Annotated in this window: 22 protein-coding genes; 9 read left to right on the top strand and 13 right to left on the bottom strand. The window is 65.4% G+C overall.

Annotation, left to right across the window (positions count from 1 at the left end):
• The 3 genes from Q0D45_RS15460 to tgt all read right to left on the bottom strand — a co-directional run.
• Positions 1-274 (bottom strand): neutral zinc metallopeptidase (locus tag Q0D45_RS15460; protein ID WP_293394613.1); only part of this gene is annotated, 274 nt, incomplete at its 3' end.
• A gap of 103 nt (positions 275-377) precedes the next feature.
• Positions 378-710: a DUF4168 domain-containing protein gene (locus tag Q0D45_RS15455; RefSeq protein ID WP_293394610.1), complete on the bottom strand. Its 333-nt coding sequence runs from the start codon at positions 708-710 to the stop codon at positions 378-380.
• Positions 711-777: 67 nt separating this feature from the next.
• A complete protein-coding gene (gene tgt / locus Q0D45_RS15450) occupies positions 778-2,010 on the bottom strand; it encodes a tRNA guanosine(34) transglycosylase Tgt (RefSeq protein WP_293394607.1) in 1,233 nt (410 codons plus the stop codon).
• A gap of 118 nt (positions 2,011-2,128) precedes the next feature.
• Here tgt and Q0D45_RS15445 point away from each other — a divergent pair, with 118 nt between their 5' ends.
• The 7 genes from Q0D45_RS15445 (at position 2,129) to Q0D45_RS15420 (ending at position 5,662) form a co-directional block, all read left to right on the top strand.
• The gene (locus Q0D45_RS15445; protein WP_293394604.1) at positions 2,129-2,743 is read left to right on the top strand and encodes a glutathione S-transferase family protein; all 615 of its coding nucleotides are present in this window, start codon (positions 2,129-2,131) and stop codon (positions 2,741-2,743) included.
• A gap of 30 nt (positions 2,744-2,773) precedes the next feature.
• On the top strand, positions 2,774-3,187 hold the full coding sequence (locus Q0D45_RS15440; RefSeq protein WP_293394601.1) for a hypothetical protein: 414 nt from the start codon (positions 2,774-2,776) through the stop codon (positions 3,185-3,187).
• Positions 3,188-3,375: 188 nt separating this feature from the next.
• On the top strand, positions 3,376-3,735 hold the full coding sequence (locus Q0D45_RS15435; protein WP_293394616.1) for an MmcQ/YjbR family DNA-binding protein: 360 nt from the start codon (positions 3,376-3,378) through the stop codon (positions 3,733-3,735).
• A gap of 161 nt (positions 3,736-3,896) precedes the next feature.
• Complete coding sequence (locus Q0D45_RS15430) at positions 3,897-4,508, top strand: sugar O-acetyltransferase (RefSeq protein ID WP_293394598.1); 612 nt, start codon at positions 3,897-3,899, stop codon at positions 4,506-4,508.
• Positions 4,505-4,732: a cysteine-rich CWC family protein gene (locus tag Q0D45_RS21680; protein WP_366946469.1), complete on the top strand. Its 228-nt coding sequence runs from the start codon at positions 4,505-4,507 to the stop codon at positions 4,730-4,732. The genes Q0D45_RS15430 and Q0D45_RS21680 overlap by 4 nt, the downstream gene beginning before the upstream one ends.
• Positions 4,733-4,791: 59 nt before the next feature.
• Positions 4,792-5,223, top strand: coding sequence for a hypothetical protein (locus Q0D45_RS15425; RefSeq protein ID WP_293394596.1), 432 nt, complete (start codon positions 4,792-4,794; stop codon positions 5,221-5,223).
• Positions 5,224-5,239: 16 nt separating this feature from the next.
• Positions 5,240-5,662, top strand: a complete 423-nt coding sequence (locus Q0D45_RS15420) for a DUF6010 family protein (protein WP_293394593.1) — start codon at positions 5,240-5,242, stop codon at positions 5,660-5,662.
• 91 nt (positions 5,663-5,753) lie between these two features.
• Here Q0D45_RS15420 and Q0D45_RS15415 read toward each other — a convergent pair whose 3' ends face one another.
• Together Q0D45_RS15415 and Q0D45_RS15410 are read right to left on the bottom strand one after the other, a co-directional pair.
• On the bottom strand, positions 5,754-7,373 hold the full coding sequence (locus Q0D45_RS15415) for an NAD(P)/FAD-dependent oxidoreductase (protein ID WP_293394590.1): 1,620 nt from the start codon (positions 7,371-7,373) through the stop codon (positions 5,754-5,756).
• A gap of 153 nt (positions 7,374-7,526) precedes the next feature.
• The gene (locus Q0D45_RS15410) at positions 7,527-7,901 is read right to left on the bottom strand and encodes a limonene-1,2-epoxide hydrolase family protein (RefSeq protein WP_293394587.1); all 375 of its coding nucleotides are present in this window, start codon (positions 7,899-7,901) and stop codon (positions 7,527-7,529) included.
• Positions 7,902-8,000: 99 nt separating this feature from the next.
• Here Q0D45_RS15410 and Q0D45_RS15405 point away from each other — a divergent pair, with 99 nt between their 5' ends.
• A complete protein-coding gene (locus Q0D45_RS15405; RefSeq protein WP_293394584.1) occupies positions 8,001-8,249 on the top strand; it encodes a DUF1272 domain-containing protein in 249 nt (82 codons plus the stop codon).
• A 14-nt stretch (positions 8,250-8,263) separates the two neighbouring features.
• On the opposite strand, the gene Q0D45_RS15400 is transcribed toward Q0D45_RS15405, so the two are convergent.
• The 6 genes from Q0D45_RS15400 to Q0D45_RS15375 form a co-directional block, all read right to left on the bottom strand.
• On the bottom strand, positions 8,264-9,001 hold the full coding sequence (locus Q0D45_RS15400; protein ID WP_293394581.1) for a type III pantothenate kinase: 738 nt from the start codon (positions 8,999-9,001) through the stop codon (positions 8,264-8,266).
• A complete protein-coding gene (locus Q0D45_RS15395; RefSeq protein WP_293394578.1) occupies positions 8,998-10,008 on the bottom strand; it encodes a biotin--[acetyl-CoA-carboxylase] ligase in 1,011 nt (336 codons plus the stop codon). Before Q0D45_RS15395 ends, Q0D45_RS15400 begins: the two co-directional genes overlap by 4 nt.
• Positions 10,005-10,661: a glycerol-3-phosphate 1-O-acyltransferase PlsY gene (gene plsY, locus Q0D45_RS15390; protein WP_293394575.1), complete on the bottom strand. Its 657-nt coding sequence runs from the start codon at positions 10,659-10,661 to the stop codon at positions 10,005-10,007. Before plsY ends, Q0D45_RS15395 begins: the two co-directional genes overlap by 4 nt.
• A gap of 27 nt (positions 10,662-10,688) precedes the next feature.
• The gene (locus Q0D45_RS15385; RefSeq protein ID WP_293394572.1) at positions 10,689-11,108 is read right to left on the bottom strand and encodes a GFA family protein; all 420 of its coding nucleotides are present in this window, start codon (positions 11,106-11,108) and stop codon (positions 10,689-10,691) included.
• Entirely contained in the window at positions 11,108-12,883 is a 1,776-nt protein-coding gene (locus tag Q0D45_RS15380) for a PDZ domain-containing protein (protein ID WP_293394569.1), read from the bottom strand. The genes Q0D45_RS15385 and Q0D45_RS15380 overlap by 1 nt, the downstream gene beginning before the upstream one ends.
• 133 nt (positions 12,884-13,016) lie before the next feature.
• Positions 13,017-13,946 carry a DUF4394 domain-containing protein gene (locus Q0D45_RS15375; RefSeq protein WP_293394566.1) on the bottom strand — a complete coding sequence of 310 codons (930 nt, stop codon included), beginning with the start codon at positions 13,944-13,946 and terminating at the stop codon, positions 13,017-13,019.
• Between the two features lie 221 nt (positions 13,947-14,167).
• Here Q0D45_RS15375 and Q0D45_RS15370 point away from each other — a divergent pair, with 221 nt between their 5' ends.
• The gene (locus Q0D45_RS15370; RefSeq protein WP_293394563.1) at positions 14,168-15,079 is read left to right on the top strand and encodes an alpha/beta hydrolase; all 912 of its coding nucleotides are present in this window, start codon (positions 14,168-14,170) and stop codon (positions 15,077-15,079) included.
• A gap of 87 nt (positions 15,080-15,166) precedes the next feature.
• Here Q0D45_RS15370 and Q0D45_RS15365 read toward each other — a convergent pair whose 3' ends face one another.
• Positions 15,167-16,072 carry an ROK family protein gene (locus Q0D45_RS15365; RefSeq protein WP_293394560.1) on the bottom strand — a complete coding sequence of 302 codons (906 nt, stop codon included), beginning with the start codon at positions 16,070-16,072 and terminating at the stop codon, positions 15,167-15,169.
• 55 nt (positions 16,073-16,127) lie between these two features.
• A partial coding sequence (locus tag Q0D45_RS15360; protein ID WP_293394557.1) for an ATP-binding protein occupies positions 16,128-17,082 on the bottom strand: 955 nt, incomplete at its 5' end.

Below are 17,082 nucleotides of genomic sequence, written 5' to 3'. Positions count from 1 at the left end.
AGACGTCCTCGGTATCGCCCAGGATGCGGGCGACGAATTCCGCTTCGCGATCGTCCTGCGGTGGTGCGGCGCCCTGCTGACTGCTGCCCTGGATGGCGTCGGCAACACCGGACTGTTCGAGCAGGCCGATCATCTCCAGCGGGTTCTTGCCGAGCAGCACGCTGATGACGACGACGGCGAGCATCGCCCCGGCGCCGAGCTTGCCACCGCCTCCACCGCCGCCACTGCGCCGGTCTTCGACATTGCTGCTGCGCCTGCCCTTGTTCCAGTCCATCGTCTGCCCCGTAAGTTCAGGGGCATTCTAGGGGCGTCCGGGGGATGTCGACAGCGCGGCAAGGGCCGCATCCCTGATCGATCAGGGATGCGGCCTCGCAGCTCTACTTGCGGTGCGGCTTCGCCAATTCGACCACCTTGGCCTTGATCGCAGGATCGTTCTGCGTTGCCGTGTAGATCTCGGCGTAACGATCGGAGGTCAGGCCCTTGGCCTCGATCGCCTTCTCCATCTTCGCGGTGGCTTCATCCTCGAGCTTCTCGGCAGCGGCCGCCGTGCTGGCCGCTTCCCGCTTGGCCAGCGAAGCGCTGTTGATCTTGTTGACCTCAACGGACGCAGCCACGAACTGCTGCAGCTCCTTGTCGCTGGGTGCCGCGTCTGCAAATGCCGCACACGACAAGGTGAGCGCGAACAACGGGGCGATGTGACGAAGTTTCATATGCGGTCCTCATGCTTGGGGCTGGGCGGAACGCCTGCCGGTTCTTGGTGCATCTAGTCGACCCTTCTCACTCCGGCAAGTTCAGACCCGTGTCCGGATCGCCTGCCTGATCAGCCGCTACTGCAGCCTCCGCGCCGCGCCGCGACTGCCCTTCCGGCCCGGCCAGAAAGGCCGCCGCGAATGCCGCAAACGTGTCGGCTTCGAGCGCCGCGCGAATCCGCTTCATCAGGTTCAGGTAGTAGTGCAGGTTGTGGATGGTGTTCAGCCGCGCGCCGAGAATCTCGTTGCAGCGATCGAGATGATGCAGATAGGCGCGCGAATAATTCGTGCAGGTCTCGCAGTCGCAGGCCGGATCGAGCGGCCCCGGATCGGTGCGATGCCGCGCATTGCGCAGCTTGATCACGCCCTCGGACGTGAACAGGTGGCCGTTGCGGGCATTGCGCGTCGGCATCACGCAATCGAACAGATCGATGCCGCGCGCCACGCCCTGGACCAGATCGCGCGGCGTGCCGACGCCCATCAGATAGTGCGGACGATCGGCCGGCAGAATCGGGCCGATGGCATCGAGCACCTTCAGCCGCTCGCCTTCCGGCTCGCCGACCGACAAGCCGCCGATTGCATAGCCATCGAAGCCGATGTCGGTCAGCCGCTGCAGCGATTCGGCACGCAGGTCCGCATGCATGCCGCCCTGGACGATGCCGAACAGCGCGCCGCGCGGCTCGGTCTCCGGCAACGGCGTGCCGTCCGGTGGTGGCGGCGCGGCTTCGGGTGTCCAGGCCAGATGCGCGGTCTTGCAGCGCGCCGCCCAGCGCGCCGACAGTTCCATCGACTTGCGCGCTTCTTCCGGCGTCGCCGGATACGGCGTGCACTCATCGAACTGCATGATGATGTCGCTGCCCAGGCCGTGCTGGATGGCGATCGACTTCTCCGGCGACAGGAACACCTTGTCGCCGTTGATCGGCGAGGCGAAGTGCACGCCTTCCTCGGTCAGCTTGCGCAGCTCGGCCAGACTCCAGACCTGGAAGCCGCCGGAGTCGGTGAGGATCGGTCCGTTCCAGTTCATGAAGCGATGCAGGCCGCCGAGCGCGCGAATGGTTTCGTGCCCCGGCCGCAGCCAGAGATGGAAAGTGTTGCCGAGAATGATCTGCGCCCCGCCCGCGCGCAGCTCGGCCGGCGTCATCGCTTTCACCGTGCCGTAAGTGCCCACCGGCATGAACTGCGGCGTCTCGATGCTGCCGCGCGGAAAGTGCAGACGACCGCGCCGGGCGGCGCCTTCGGTGGCAAGAAGTTCGAAACGCATGGCGTGGAGACGGCAGATGGAAGTGGAATGCCGACGATTATCCGGCATCCGGCGGCTATGATCGGCAAACGCCGTTTGCCAGCCCTTTGCCAACCTCGACCACAGGACCCGCACCCCGATGATCCGCCTGCACTACCATCCGTTTTCGACCTACGCCCGCCGGGTCCGCATCGCGCTGATCGAGAAGAACATCCCGCATCAACTGGTCGAAGTCGATCTCGCCGGCCGCGCGCACAAGAAGCCGGAATACCTGGCGCTGAATCCCTACGCCCGCGTGCCGACCCTGGAAGAAGACGGCTTCGTGCTCTACGAATCCTCGGCGATCCTGATGTACCTCGAAGACGAGCACCCGGAACCGGCGCTGATCCCGGGCGACAGCAAAGGCCGCGCCGAAGTCGACATGCACCTGCGCCTCTGCGACGCCCAGATGGCGACACCGGCCGGCGTGATCATCTTCCAGAAACGTTTCTTCCCGGAAGCGAAATGGAATCTTGAATCGATCACCAAGGCCTCGGCCGACATCGCCAAGCACCTGCAGATTCTCGACCGCCAGCTCGAAGGCGTGGACTACCTCGTCCACGATCGCTACACCCTGGCCGACATCGCCTACATCCCGTTCCTGCAATTCCTGCCGCTCATGGTCGACGCCGCAAGCGTTCCCGCCAATGTCGCGAAATGGAGTGCCGAACTGTTGGCACGCCCCAGCAGCATCGAAACGGTACCGGCCCAATAATCCGTTCGATCCATCAAGACCGCGCTTGACATGAAGCTGCCGAACTACGATCACGTGCCACCGAAAACGGTCCGCTTCTGGGCCCTGTTCGATACCGGCGTGATGTCGCTGGCGCTGCCGTTCACCTCACCGTTGTTCATCCGTTTCCTGTACTGGCTGAATGGACTGATCGGTGGCAGCTCGACAGCACCCGTGTTCGATCCACTGGCGATGTTCTTCGTCAACCTCGCCGGCATGCTGGTGCTGGTCTGGGTGGCGGCGCGGCTGATCCGCCCGCTCGGCGCGTTCGCATTGATCGACGCTGTCGGCCGCTGCGTGGTGTCACTGCTGATCGCGTATTACATCTTGTTCGAGGATGTGATTCCGGTGCTTTGGCTATTCGTGCTGACCGAGATGCTGGGGGCGGTGGCGCAGTTCAGGGCGTTGGGACAGCGCGATGCCTGAAAGGTCCGGCTCTTTTAATAAAAGATTACGAACCACTCATCCATCACGATCGGCAAGCCGGCGGCGGGCATTTCCGGAGCTTGGAGGAGGCGTTTAATGATCGTCATGTCGGCAGATCAATTAGTTTCCCAGCACCAGTTAAGCCGCGCGGTGGCGTCATCGTCGTCAGACCTTAAAGCGTGACGGTCATGCTCTCCTGGCAAGCAGCACACAAACTTGCACTGTCTTTACCGGAGGCAGAGGAGCGCGATCATTTCGGCAGCCCCTCGTTTCGGGTGACGGGAAAGATATTTGCTCAGCTATCAGCTCGAGACCACGAAGAGCAGCGCGTGCTCGTCAAACTATCGGCTGCAGATCAAGCGGCGCTGACGATGTCAGACCCCGATACATTTTCAGCGGTGCCGCAATGGGGCCAGCATGGCTGGACTTACGTGCAGCTCGCCACAGTCGAAGAGTCCATGTTACGGGGCCTACTCATTCAGTCGTGGCGGCAGGTCGCCCCTAAGAAGCTGGTCGCTGCTTATGAAACTAGCCAGGGCGGGTTGTAACCCGCCGCTTTCCGTGACGTCGTCTCCGCCTCAAATCAGCTTCGCACGCTTTGACGCAGAACGGCTGACCGAGCGCTGCATCGATAGCGGGTCTCGACCCACCCTTCCGGAAAAAACCGAAGCCCAGTGAACTTAGGCGCCGGGCTCGCTGACATACCCAGATGAGAACCGAAAAACAGAAGATGCTCGCTGGCGAGCTTTATGACCCGATCGATCCTGGGCTCAGCCAGGAACGCGATCGCTGCCGCAATCTGTGTCTGGCGTTGAATGCCACGCGCGAGGAGCAGAAGGAAGAGCGGCAACGTCTGCTGAACGAGCTGCTCGGCCAGGAGACCGATGCCTGGATACAGCCGCCGTTCTTCTGCGATTACGGCAGCAACATTGTTCTCGGTACCAAGGTCTTCTTCAATTTCAACTGCGTGGTGCTCGATGTCATGCCGGTGACCATCGGCGACAACGTGCTGTTCGGCCCCGCGGTGCAGATCTACACGGCCACGCATCCGATCAGCGCAGTGGAGCGGCGCAAATGGCTGGAGTCCGCAAGGTCTATCACCATCGGTTCGGATGTCTGGGTCGGCGGTGGCGCGGTGATCTGTCCGGGCGTGACGATCGGCGATCGATCGGTGATCGGCGCCGGCAGTGTGGTCACTCGCGATATCCCGCCGGATGTCTTTGCCGCCGGCAATCCGGCCCGCGTCGTTCGTCGCCTCGATGAAGAGGCGTCTGCTTCAAGTGGCGCAGGCTCAACTGCCTGCCACAATCCGATCCGATGATCCAGCCAACACCCGCTCGCAATCTTTCCTGCCCCCTGTGCGGCGGCGCCAACGCCTGCGCGCCGGCGCAATGCGGCAGCTTCGACACGGCTTGCTGGTGCCAGACTGCGAGCTTCGATCCGGCGCTGCTGGCCACTGTTCCTGAAGCTGCACGCGGTCTGGCCTGCATCTGTGCCCGCTGTGCAGCAGCGCCGATTTCCGCAGTCCTGCCGCAGCCGAATTGATGCCCGCTCGAAGCGGGCACTGAAGCGCCGCATACTTCGCCCAGAACCGGAGGCCCCTCATGTCCATCACCTCTAGCAGCAACGCCGCAGCCACGGCGCTCGCAAACGAGCTTGCTGCGCAGCGCCAGCGCGCACGGTCGGCTTCGCTGCGATTCAATCTGCTGCTCGGTTGTGCCGCTGCGGTGGCGATGGCGGTGTGGCTTGGCGTACCCGTCCCGACGATCGCCGACGACCCCGAACTGGCGCACATGCTGCGTGGCATGGCGGCGATCAAGGCGGCGATCGTGGTGGTCACGGTGGCGGTGCTGCACTGGCGTTTCGGCCGAGCCTTGTCGGCCCGGCTGGCGAGCCTTTATCTGCTCGGCGCCTGGTTGATCGCCGGCGCCAGCATGATGATCTGGCAGCTCGCGCAGATTCCGACGGCAGCGTTCGCCTTCCATCTGGGCGCCTTCGTGCTGCTGGCCACCGCCTGGCGCGATCGCGCGAGCTGAAAGAGGAAGCGGACCCATGATCGCAACCATCGTCGGCGTGCTGGCAGGTTTGGCCACCATCGCGCTCGCACGCAAGATTCGCGGCGAGCACTGGGTCTATGCGCTAAGCCTGATCAGCCTGCCGACCATCTATGCAGGTTTCGCCTGGGTTGCCGGCGAGACGCGCATCGGCTGGCAGGAAATGCTCGCCGGCCTGCCGTTCCTGATCGGCGGCGTGGTGCTGACTTTGGCGCGGCGGCAGTTCCGCTGGGCGGCGGCCATCATCGGCGCGCTGTGGCTGGCGCACGGCGGCTACGATCTGCTGCACCCGCAACTGTTCATCAATCCGGGCGTACCGGCCTGGTATCCGGCGTTCTGCGCTGCTGTCGATATCGTCGTCGGCCTGTATCTGCTGAGCCTTGCCGCTACGCCCGCGCGTCGCGCTCTGCAGGCTGCCTGAGGCAAAAAAATACCGGAGAGCTGCTTGCACAGCCTCCGGTCAGTCCTCTCTGCTGCGAGCAGGCGGTGCGAGCGCCTTGGTGAAGAGCTGTTCAGGCGATCTCAAAACCTTGGTACTGCTTGGCCTTCAGGTCGTCGCAGACCGCGCGGTAATTCTGGGCGCCGCCGGCATAGGCCAGCAGGCGGCGGGGCTTGCCCTCGACGTTGCTGCCCATGTACCAGGAGTTGGTTTTCGGCACCAAGGTCATGTTCGCCACTTCGTCGTGGTGGGCCAGCCAGTTGTTCTCGATTTCGGCGCCGGGCTGGATCGCCTGCTTGCCGCTCTTGCGAACGTAGTCGACACAGTCGGCAATCCAGTCGACCTGCTGCTGCAGGCAGGTCGGCACATTGCAGAACGCGGCGGCCGGCGAGAACGGCGCCATGGTCATGAACATGTTCGGATAGCCGTGCACCTGCAGGCCCATCGTGGTGTGGATGCCGTGCTGGTTCCAGTCGTCCCGCAGTGACTGGCCGCTTTCGCCGCGAACGTCGACGCGGGTCAGCGCACCGGTGCCGGCATCGAAGCCGGTGGCGAAGATGACGATGTCCAGTTCCTGCTCGCCTTCGGTGGTGCGGATGCCATGCTCGGTGAACTCGACGATGGGTGTGGCCTTGACACTGATCAGCTTCACGTTCGGCTGGTTGAAGGCCTCGTAGTACTGGGTTTCCAGCGGCACGCGGCGGGTGCCGAAACCGTGATCGTCCGGCACCAGCAGGTCGGCAACCTTGGGATCATGGACGCGGGCGCGGATCTTCCGTTTGACGAAATCCGAGAACACCGCGTTGATGCTTTCATCCATCAGCACGCCCTGGATCGAACCGATCCAGAAGCCCAGCGAACCGTCGGCGAACCATTCGTCGAGTTGGGCCTCGCGTGCTTCCGGGCTCATCGCCATCAGATCGGTGGCCTGCCAGTCGTAATCGAAGCCGGCGAAGGTGCTGTTGACTCTCTGGTGCATCGCCTTGGCCCCGGCCTTGAGCCCGGCGCGGTCGGCGTCGTCGTACTTCGGGTTACGCATCGGAATCGTGTAGTTCGCGGTGCGCTGGTAGACGGTCAGCTGGCCGACCTTCGAGGCGATGGTCTGGATCACCTGGATGCCGGTGGCACCGGTGCCGATCACGCCGACTTTCTTGCCGGCGAAATCGATACCGTCCTTCGGCCAGCGGCCGGTGTGGATGATCTGGCCCTTGAACTTTTCGTGATGCTTGAACGGCGGCACCAGCGGCGCGGACAGACCACCGGTGCTCATCAGCAGGAACTGGGCGCTGACCACGTCGCCCTGGTCGGTGGTCACCGTCCAGCGCTTGGCGGCGTCATCCCACTTCGCGGCCTCGACCTTGGTCTCGAACTGGAAATCCTTGCGGATCTCGAACTTGTCGGCGACATGGTTCAGGTACTTCTCGGTCTCCGGCTGGGCCGGGAAGCGTTCGCTCCAGTCCCATTCCTTGATCAGATCATCGGAGAACCAGTACTGGTAGATGTAGGCCTGGCTGTCGACACGGGCGCCCGGATAGCGGTTCCAGTACCAGGTGCCGCCGACGCTGTGGCCGGCTTCGAAACCCTGCACCTTCAGGCCTTTCTCGCGCAGGCGCTGAATGCCGTACATGCCGGCAAAACCGGCACCGACCACCACGGCATCCACCTGCTTCGCTGCGGACTGGACCTGACTCATGCGTTCTCTCCTCGCTCTTGGATGCCGTGATAGCCACGGTTCTATCTAGGCTGACCTGCTATGTGGCTAACCTTAAGCGTGCAGCCGCACGTTGCCCCCCACCCGAATGAGCGGGCAGGCGACATCAGGGGTCAGCCCTTTATCTGACTCTGATCAGCCTTTGAAGGGCGTGGTGTCGAAGTAGTCGCGCCATTCGCAGATCTTGCCGTCGCGCAGCTTGAAGATGCCCATCAGCGGGATCGTCAGCAGCGTGTTGCCGTCCTTGTCCTTGAGGTAATCGATGCGCTCGGTCATTACCGTATCGCCGACGGCGGCGATCGCCAGCATGTCGACATCGATCGAGACGAACGGCAACTGCGTGCTCATCATCGTGAACCAGGCGATCGCTTCCTCGGGCCCCACGGTCTTCGACACCCCGATGTTTTCGTACAGGCAATCGGCCGTGAAGTACTCGCGGACGCAGGGATAAAAGCGTTCGGCATTCGGCCAGTTGGCAATGAAGGCTTCGACGATCTGTTGATTGGTCATGGTTGTTCTCCTGAGGATGACGCGCTGGGGGACAGGCTGGATGCTAGCCTGCAACCACCGCTTCGAAACCAGCGGGATCGCCCTCAGGAGACAGCCGCCATGCTCGAACTCAGACCGAACTGCGAATGCTGCGATCGCGATCTGCCACCAGATTCCGATCAGGCGCGCATCTGCTCGTTCGAATGCACGTTCTGCGCGGCTTGCGCGACGGAAGTGCTGCACGGCCGCTGCCCGAACTGCGGCGGCGAACTGCAGGCCCGGCCGCGCCGGCCGCTGCTCAAGCTGGCCTCGCATCCGGCCTCTGCGGTGCGCGTGCTGAAGCCGGTCGGTTGCGGCCCGCTACCATAGACCCTGCCTTGCGATCAGGCAGGCGCTGACTGCTGCAGGCCTTCCAGTACCAGATCCGGCACCACGATCCAGTCACCGGACAGGTGCGGACGCAAGGTCTCGGCATCGCCGCCGGTGAGATAGCCGCGCTGGCCGCCGTAACGGGCGGCCAGCCGTTCCACCAGACCCACGCAGGCGTGCAGAGCGCCTTGGCGCACGCAGGCCTCGGTATCGCTGCCGAGACCTGCGGTGTACTGGAACTCGGGACCGGCCGCGGCGAAGCGGGTGGCGCCGAGCACGGCTTGCTGCGCCGTGGTCAGGCCGGAGGCGATGGTGCCGCCGAGGTGCTGGCCGCGATCGTCGACGGCATCGAAAGTCAGCGCGGTGCCGGCGCTGACTACGCAAGCCGCAGCCCGCTCGCGCGACCAAGCCGCGAGCAGCGCCAGCCAGCGATCGACCCCGAGCCGGGACGGATCGTCGTAGGCGATCCGCAAGCCTTGCAGACCCTCGATCGGCTTCGCGAAACGCGGGCTCAGGTGATGCCCCACCGCCAGCGCCGCCGCCAGCCGCTCGCCGTGTGCTTCGCCGGTAACGTTGGCGATCCAGGCCTCGCGAACGCTGGCCGACAACGGCAGCAGTTCAACGACTGACGCCGGATCACCGCCATGGGCCAATGCCTGTGCTGGCCCGAGCATGGCGTGATCGTCGGCCAGCGCCCATTTCAGGCGGCTGTTGCCGACATCGATCAACAGCCGCGTCGCTGCCTCGCTCATGTGGCGGCAGCCGGCAGACGCAGGCTGACTTCGCCGGCATGGACATGATGGCGCTGGCCGTCCGCGCTTTCGACGATCAATGCGCCATCCGGATCGATGCCGCAGGCCTGGCCTTCGAGCACCGTTGCGCCTTCGATGCGCACCGCACGGCCAGCGGCGAGATCGAGGCGATTCCAGTCGGCAAGGAAGCTGGCGAAGCCGTCCTGCTCGAACTGCGCGAGCGCGGCGAGCAGGCTGTCGAGCACGGCTGTGGCCAGCGCATTGCGGGTCGCCGTCGGCCCGCCGGCGGCGAGCTGCGTTGCGTGCACCGAGGTCCAGGCCTGTTCGAGATTGGCACCCTGCCCGGCGGTCATCGCGACATTGAGACCCAGGCCGATGATCACCCGGCAGGCGCCGCCGATCTCGCTGCGGCTTTCGATCAGGATGCCGCCGAGTTTCGCCTCACCGATGCGCAGATCGTTCGGCCATTTGAGTTGCACGCCCGGCAGACCGGACACCGCCAGCGCACGCGCTGTGGCGACACCGACCGCGAGCGGCAAGGTACCGAGCTTCGGCGGCCAGCCGGCGAAGCTCCACGCCAGCGACAGGTACAGGTTGGCGCCGAACGGCGAACGCCAGTCACGGCCACGGCGACCGCGGCCGGCGGTCTGCGCTTCGGCGAACAGCGCCTGCGGATCGTCGGCAGAAGCGGCTTCGATCAGACGCTGATTGGTCGAATCGACCCGCAAGGCGACGTCGAGCCCGGCCAGCCGCGCTGCCGATGCCGGCGACAGGCCGGCGCGAATCGCCGCGCCATCGAGCCGTTCCAGCGGCGCGGTCAGCCGATAGCCGAGACCGGGCCGCGCTTCGATATCGAGCCCCCAGGCTTCGATCTGGGCGATGCGCTTGGCCAGCGCCGCGCGGCTGACGCCGGCCGTTGCCGCCAGTGCTTCACCGGACAGCCAATCGCCGGCGGCCAGCGCATCGGCCAGCGGCAGCAGCGCTGCGTCGTCGAGCGCGCGGGTCATGCGCGAGGCGCGCGATCGAACAGCTTGCCGAGCACGCGCGCCTTCTCGAAACGCGATTCGGTGCCGGCAAACAGGCGGCCGATGTTGTCGCGATGCTTGAACAGGATCAGCGCCAGCATCGCCGCCGTGAAGCCACCGGCCAGCGACCAGAAGCCGTTGCCGAAACAGCTGACGAACAGCAGCGCAGCCGCGCCACCGGCGATCGACGCGAGACTGACGTAACCGGTCAGCATCACCACCAGCGCGAACGCCAGGATCAGCCACGGCAAGGCGGCCGGCAGCAGCGCGCCGAACACGCCGGCCAAGGTCGCCACACCCTTGCCGCCCTTGAACTTCTGGAACACCGGATAGCAGTGACCGAGCGCCGCGCCAAGGCCGCAAGCGTAGGGAATTGCCGGGCTCAGCACAGGGTCGCCGCCGGGCATCGGAAGGTGCGGCAGCGCCAGTGCAGCGAGCACGCCCTTGCCGATGTCGATCGCCAGCACGCCGAGTGCGAACTTCGCACCGCGAGTGCGCAGCGCATTGGTCGCGCCGACATTGCCGGAACCGCTGCCGCGCAGATCGTCGCCACCGGCGAGGTGGCGCATCACGTCGCCGCCCATGACGCCGCCGAGCAGGTAGGCGGCGAGGAATTTGAGGATCAGTTCAAGCATCGATCGGAGGTCTTGCGAGTGGGCGGATCAGCTCGACGGCTCTGCAGCTGGAGGCCGATTGACTTCGAACTGCGGCAGGCCATCGGTGATCGGCCACCAGCCCGCTTTCGAGCCGGTCTGGAAGTGGGCTTCGATGGCCACGGACAGGGGCTCGTCGATCAGCCCGGCCCTGATCCGCAGCACACCCGGCAGGCTGGCTTTGCTGCTGTAGATCGGCGAGCCGCAGCGGCGGCAGAAGAAGCGCTGCTTGCCCGGCGACGACTCGAACGAGCTCAGCAGCTCGGCGCCAGCAAGCAGCTGGAACGACGCTTCCGACACCGGCGTATTGGTCGCGAACGGTCCGCCCTGGGCCTTGCGGCACTGCGAGCAATGACAGATCTGGATCGGTGCCAGCACGGCATCGATGCGGAACTGGATGCCGCCGCACAGGCAGCTGCCGGTAGGCATCAGACGCCCAGCCACGCTTGCCGGCGTGTCAGCACTTCGCCGGCAACGTCGGCGAGGCTCAGGGTCCAGGTATCGGGTGCTGGCGCGATCGGCGTGATCGCGGCACTGAGCAGTTCGTCGCCGCGGAAGAAGGCGAGTGTCACCGTCACGCCGGGCCGCAGGGTTTCCATGCGATTGGCCCAGTTGCCGGCGGTGAGCTTGAGGCCATCGATCGCCAGCAGCTGATCGCCGGCCGCGAGTCCCGCGCCTTCGGCCGCACCGCCGCTGAACACCGTGGCGACGCTCGTTTCGCCAGCCCGCAGGCTCAAGCCCAGCGTGACTGGCGGCGTGTGCTTCGATTCGCTGCGCCCGCCTTCATCGCTGGCACCGCTGCTGTTGCGCAGGGTCGCGGTGACGCCGAACTCGGCGAGCAGTTCGGTCATCGGCAGCTCGGTGGTCGAGCGCAGCCAGGCGTCGAGCGGCAGGTCCAGATTGAGGCCAGAGATCTCGGCAGCGACCGCTTCGAGCCCGCCTTCCGGCACGCCGACATCGCGGCTGCCGTAGCGCTGCCAGAGCGCGCGCATCACGTCGTCCAGGGTCACGCTCGAATGACGGCGCAGCCACAGGTCCAGACAGAGCGTCACCAGCGCGCCCTTGACGTAGTAGTTCACCGCCGCGTTCGGCGTCTGCTCGTCCGGCTGGTAGTACTTGATCCAGGCCTCGAAGCTGGCATCGGCCAGGGTCTGCACGAAACGGCCCGGCGTGCGCGCCAGGCGGGTCGCCGCTTCGGCGACCAGATCGAGATAGACCGGCGCGTCGATCAGCCCGGCGCGCAGCAGCATCAGATCGTCGTAGTAGGAGGTAACGCCTTCGTAGGCCCACAGGTCTTCGCTGTAGGCCTCGGCGCTGAGATCGTTGTCGGCGAAGCGCGCCGCGGTGATCCGCTTGACGTTCCACAGGTGGAAATATTCGTGGCTGACCAGGCCGAGAAAGCCGCGATAGCCCTTGCGCAAGCCAGGCATGCCCGGGCGCGGCAGCGCATCGCGCGCAGTGACCAAGGCCGTCGACGTGCGGTGTTCGAGGCCGCCGTAACCATTGCCGGTGACCTGGGTCAGGAACAGGTACTGGTCCATCGCCGGCTGCTGGCCGAACAGCTCGCGCTGCACGTGGCAGATGCGGGTGATGTCGGCGGCGAGGCGCGGCAGATCGGGCTCGCAGCGGCCGGACAGGATCAGGCTGTGCGGCACGCCGTCGACATCGAAGGCAACCTGCTGGAACGCGGCCATTTCGACCGGGCAGTCGATCAGGGTTTCGTAGTCGGCCGCCGCGTATTCGCCGAAACCGTCGGCATCGATGGCGACCGCAGACAGCGCCGTGGCCAGCTGCCAGTTCGGCGCAATCGCCGTGTCCGGACGCTCGACGACGATCTCGTAGCGGCTCTGCTCGAAACCGGCCGGGCAGTAGAACAGCGAGCTGCCGTTGAAGAAGCCGCGCCGGGTATCGAGCCAGGCCTTGCGCACCGAAGGATCAAGCGCATGCACCGCGTATTCGAGGCGGATGCGGCCCTGGCCTTCGACCCGGAAGCTGCGCTTGTCGAGCCGGGTGATCGCCACCGGCACGTCATCGGCAAACGCTGCGAGGCCCTGCACGTGCTTGGCGAAATCGCGGACCAGATAGCTGCCGCGTATCCACGACGGCAGCCGCAGGATCGGCGCGCTGACGACGGTGAATTCGCCGCTGATCCGGTAAAGGTGGGTCAGCGGTTCGCAGCGAACCCAATAACGGACAGTGCTCATGCGCTCCGGGAGTCAGGGAATCTGAAGGGGATGCGCGATGTTAGCGCCGGGCTACGCAGGCCGCGATGCGCGGACCTGCAGGCTCAACGAAAAAGGCCCGCAAGCAGCGGGCCTTTTCGGTCTGCAACGAACTTCAGTTGCCAAGCCCGTTGCGCTTCGGCGGCTTCGGCGATACCGCCAGCGAGCGGATCTGCAGGCCGCTGCCGATCTCGCTGCCATTGGTGCCGCTGCCGGTGCCGGAGGTGTTGCCGTCGGTGAGATTGATCTCGTAGAAGCGCGAGGTGTTGTTGCGCTCGGCGATGGCGACATAGGCAGTGCCGATGTCTTCCGGCTTGTCGCCGCGCTCGCGGACGACGTCGAAACCGGCGATCGCGACGAAGCCGCGATCGAGCACGCCGACCGTGGTCAGCACGCCGGCGTTGGTGATGCGGACTAGGCTCTGGGTGTTGAATTCCAGGCCATACAGCGTGGTCGTCGTCGCATCCTTGTCGTTATTGGTGTGAGCGATCGCGGCGAGCTGCACCACTTCGCCGTCGTTGGTGTCGCTGTCGTTGAAGCGCAGCATGGAGCCATCGCTCTGGTCCAGGGCACCGGTCACTGGATTGATGCGCAGGATGCTGGTGGGCGTGCCGCTGCTGGTCGGCTGGTAGTCGATCACGCGGATCAAATCCTGCTGCGGATTGATGTCCATCACCGGCTGGTTCAGCTGTCCCGACACTCCAGGCGAAGTCTCGAACGGCGTGGCGCTGACCAGGGTCGCGACGCCATTGTCGGTGTCGATGGTGGCGATGCGGTTGTTGCTGGTCAGGCCGTAGAGCACCTCGTCTTCGGCTCGGAAATCGATCTGCAGGATCGATTCGCCATCGGCGAGGCCGGTGATGGTCATCGTGTTGTCGAGCGATTCCGGCTTGTCGGTCTGGAACTTGATCAGCGAGCCGCTATCGGTGATCGCGTAGGCATCGCGGCCTTCCTTGCAGCCCGCGATCGCAGCACCGGCGGCGACGATCAGAACGGCGCGCATCAGATGGCGCAGGCTGGACAGAGACAGGCGGGGAAACGACATAGGGGGCATTCCGGGTAGTGAACCAGTGCTGACGCCGTGCGGACCGCGGCAGCAGCGTCAGCCATCATAACGATCCGCTTGGGACATTTCCGTTGCGCCACGGTTCCTGCGGCCGGTTCCGGGAACCAGCGCACCGATGTCCATCAGTCACATCGATCGGCTACCCTTCGCCGCCCGGCACCTGCCAGGTATCTGCCCGCCGCCACTGCTTCCGTATTCCTATGACTGCCAGCTTGAGCCTCCGCGCCCGCCTGTTCGGCCCCGTTTCCCAGTTCCTCCTGCAGCCGGTGCTGGCCAGGCCCGCCCATGAAATGCGGCCGCAGCTGGAGCGGATCTCCAGACTGATCACCCACGTGCCGCGCGGCACGCGCATCGAAGCGACGACCCTCGCCGGCCGCCCGGCCGATCGTTTGACGCCAACCGGCGACCTCGGCGATCAGGTCATCTACTACCTGCATGGTGGCGCCTATCTCGGCGGTTCGACGCGCACCCATCGCAGCCTGCTCGCGCATTTCGCCAAGGCCGCCGGCTGCGAAGTGGTGGCCATCGATTACCGCCTGGCGCCAGAACATCCCTACCCGGCCGCGCTTGAAGACGCGATCGCCGGCTATCAGGAACTGCTCGCCGAAGGCATTCCGGCCGAGCGCATCGTCATCGCCGGTGATTCGGCCGGCGGCAATCTGGCGCTGGTCACCGCGATTGCCCTGCGCGACGCCGGCATGGCGCTGCCGGCCGGGCTGGTGCTGCTGTCGCCATGGACCGATCTGAGCTCCAGCGGCAAGTCGATGGGTTCACGCGCCGAGCGCGACCGCATCCTCACCGTGCTCGGCATCAGCAAGGCTGCCGAAACCTTCGCCGCCGGCCGCAAGCTCGCCGATCCGCTGCTGTCGCCGCTGTTCGCCGATCTGGCCGGCCTGCCGCCGATGCTGATCCAGGTCGGCGACGATGAACTGCTGCTCGACGATTCCACCCGCCTGACCGCAGCCGCCCGCAAGGCCGGCGTGCAAGTGCTGCTGAGCGTGCGGCCGAAGCTCTGGCACGTCTGGCAGGCGATGGCCGGCTGGATGCCGGAAGCCGATCGGGCGATCCGCGAGATGGGCGATTACGTGCGCGGCCTTAGAAGCGGTGGCTAGTGGGCTGCGGCTAGTGGTCAGTGGTCAGTGGCTAGTTAAAGCAGGGCGCTTTTTCTGGCCACTAGCCACGAGCCACTGACCACGGCTTCAAACCAGCCAGGCCGCCCCACGCACGCCGCTGCTGTCGCCATGTGCGGCCGGCAGCAGCCGAGTCGCGACCTGATCGCTGAACACCCAGGCGCGCCATCGCGCCGGCACGCGCTCATACAGCGTCGCGATGCGCGACAAGCCACCGCCGAGCACGATCACGTCCGGGTCCAGCACGTTGATGACGCTGGCCAGTGCGCGCGCCAGACGATCCTCGTAGCGGGCGATCGTCGCGACACATTTCGCATCGCCTGTTTCGGCACGGGCGACGACTTCCTCGCCGCGAAGATGCTCGCCGCTGACTTCGCGATGATCGCGCGCCAGCGCCACGCCGCTGCACCAGTCCTCGATCGATCCGTGGCGGCCATCCCAGCCCAGCGGGCCCGGCACTTCATTCCAGTCCGCACGCGGCCACGGCAGCGGGTTGTGGCCCCATTCGCCGGCGATCGCGTTCGGGCCAGCGCGGAGCTTGCCGTCGATGACGATGCCGCCGCCGACGCCAGTACCGAGGATCACCGCGAACACGCAGGCTGCACCGGCAGCTGCACCATCGGCCCGTGATTCGCTCAAGGCCAGGCAGTCGGCATCGTTGGCCATGCGCACGGCACGGCCGAGCGCGGCTTCGAGATCGGCCTTCAGCGGCCGATCATTGAGACAGGTGGAATTAGCGTTCTTGATCAGACCGGTGAACGGCGAAATCGCCCCTGGATGACCGATGCCGACCGGCAAGCCACGCGCGCCGACTTCGCGTTCGAGCGCTGCCACCAGGGCAGCAACAGCGGCGACCGTCGCCGCGTAATCACCGCTCGGCGTCGCGATCCGCTGCCGGGCAACGACCTCGGTCGCACCGCGCAGCACGATGCCTTCGATCTTGGTACCGCCGAGGTCAATGCCGATGCGGTGCATGTTGAAGGGTCAGAAGTTTCAAGGGCGGTCGCTCACCGGTCAGCCATCAGCAGCACTATGCCGCAGGCGCGTGCTCGCGCAGCAAGCTCTGCAGCAGCTCGAGATTGACCGGTTTCACCAGATGCCGATCGAAGCCGGCGTTCAGGGTTCGGCGGATATCTTCCTCCTGCCCCCAGCCAGTCAGCGCGATCAGGAACAGGCCACTCAGCTCTGGCCGCGCCCGGATCCGCCCGGCCAGTTCCAGGCCATCCATGCCCTGCATGCCGATATCGAGGATCGCCACGTCGGGCCGGAAGTCCTTGAGGACGTCGAGCGCTTCCTGACCACTGCCAGCGACCTGGGTTTCAGCGCCCCAGAGTTCCAGCAGCTGGCACAGGGACGACGCAGCATCGAGGTTGTCGTCGACCACGAGGATGCGTTGCTGGCCCAGACCAGCCGGCGATGAAGGCTTGGCCGCTGGCGCGCTGAGGGTCTGTGTCAGGTTGCCGGTCAGCGGCAGGTGCACGATGAACTCGCTGCCCTGGCCCAGCCCGGCACTGATCACTTTCACAGTGCCGCCGTGCAGTTCGACCAGACGTCTCACCAGCATCAGGCCGATGCCAAGACCGCCCTGCGAGCGGCTGGTAATTTCGTCGGCCTGGGCGAACAGCTCGAAGATGCGCGCCTGCGCCTCTGGCCGGATACCGATGCCATTGTCGCGCACCGAAATGCTCAGCGCTTGTGGTTCCTGGTGGGCACTCAGCCAGATTTGCCCGCCGGGCTCGGTGAATTTCGCCGCGTTGTTGAGCAGGTTGGCGAACACCTGCGACAGGCGCAACGGATCGGCCAGCAGCAACGGCAGGCCGGTCGGCACGCTGAGGCTGAGCTGATGCCGGTGGGTGTTGAGCAGCGGCTGGCTGGCTTCGATGGCAGTCTGCAGGATGCTGTCGAGCGCCACCGTCACCTTTTTTAGTTCGATCTTGTCGCGGGTGATCCGCGAGATTTCCAGCAGATCGTCGACCAGCCGATTC

Source organism: Nevskia sp., assembly GCF_023266035.1.
GTDB lineage: Bacteria > Pseudomonadota > Gammaproteobacteria > Nevskiales > Nevskiaceae > Nevskia.
The sequence above is the reverse complement of the archived record's forward strand: the minus strand, read 5'-3'. Positions and strand labels throughout refer to the sequence as shown.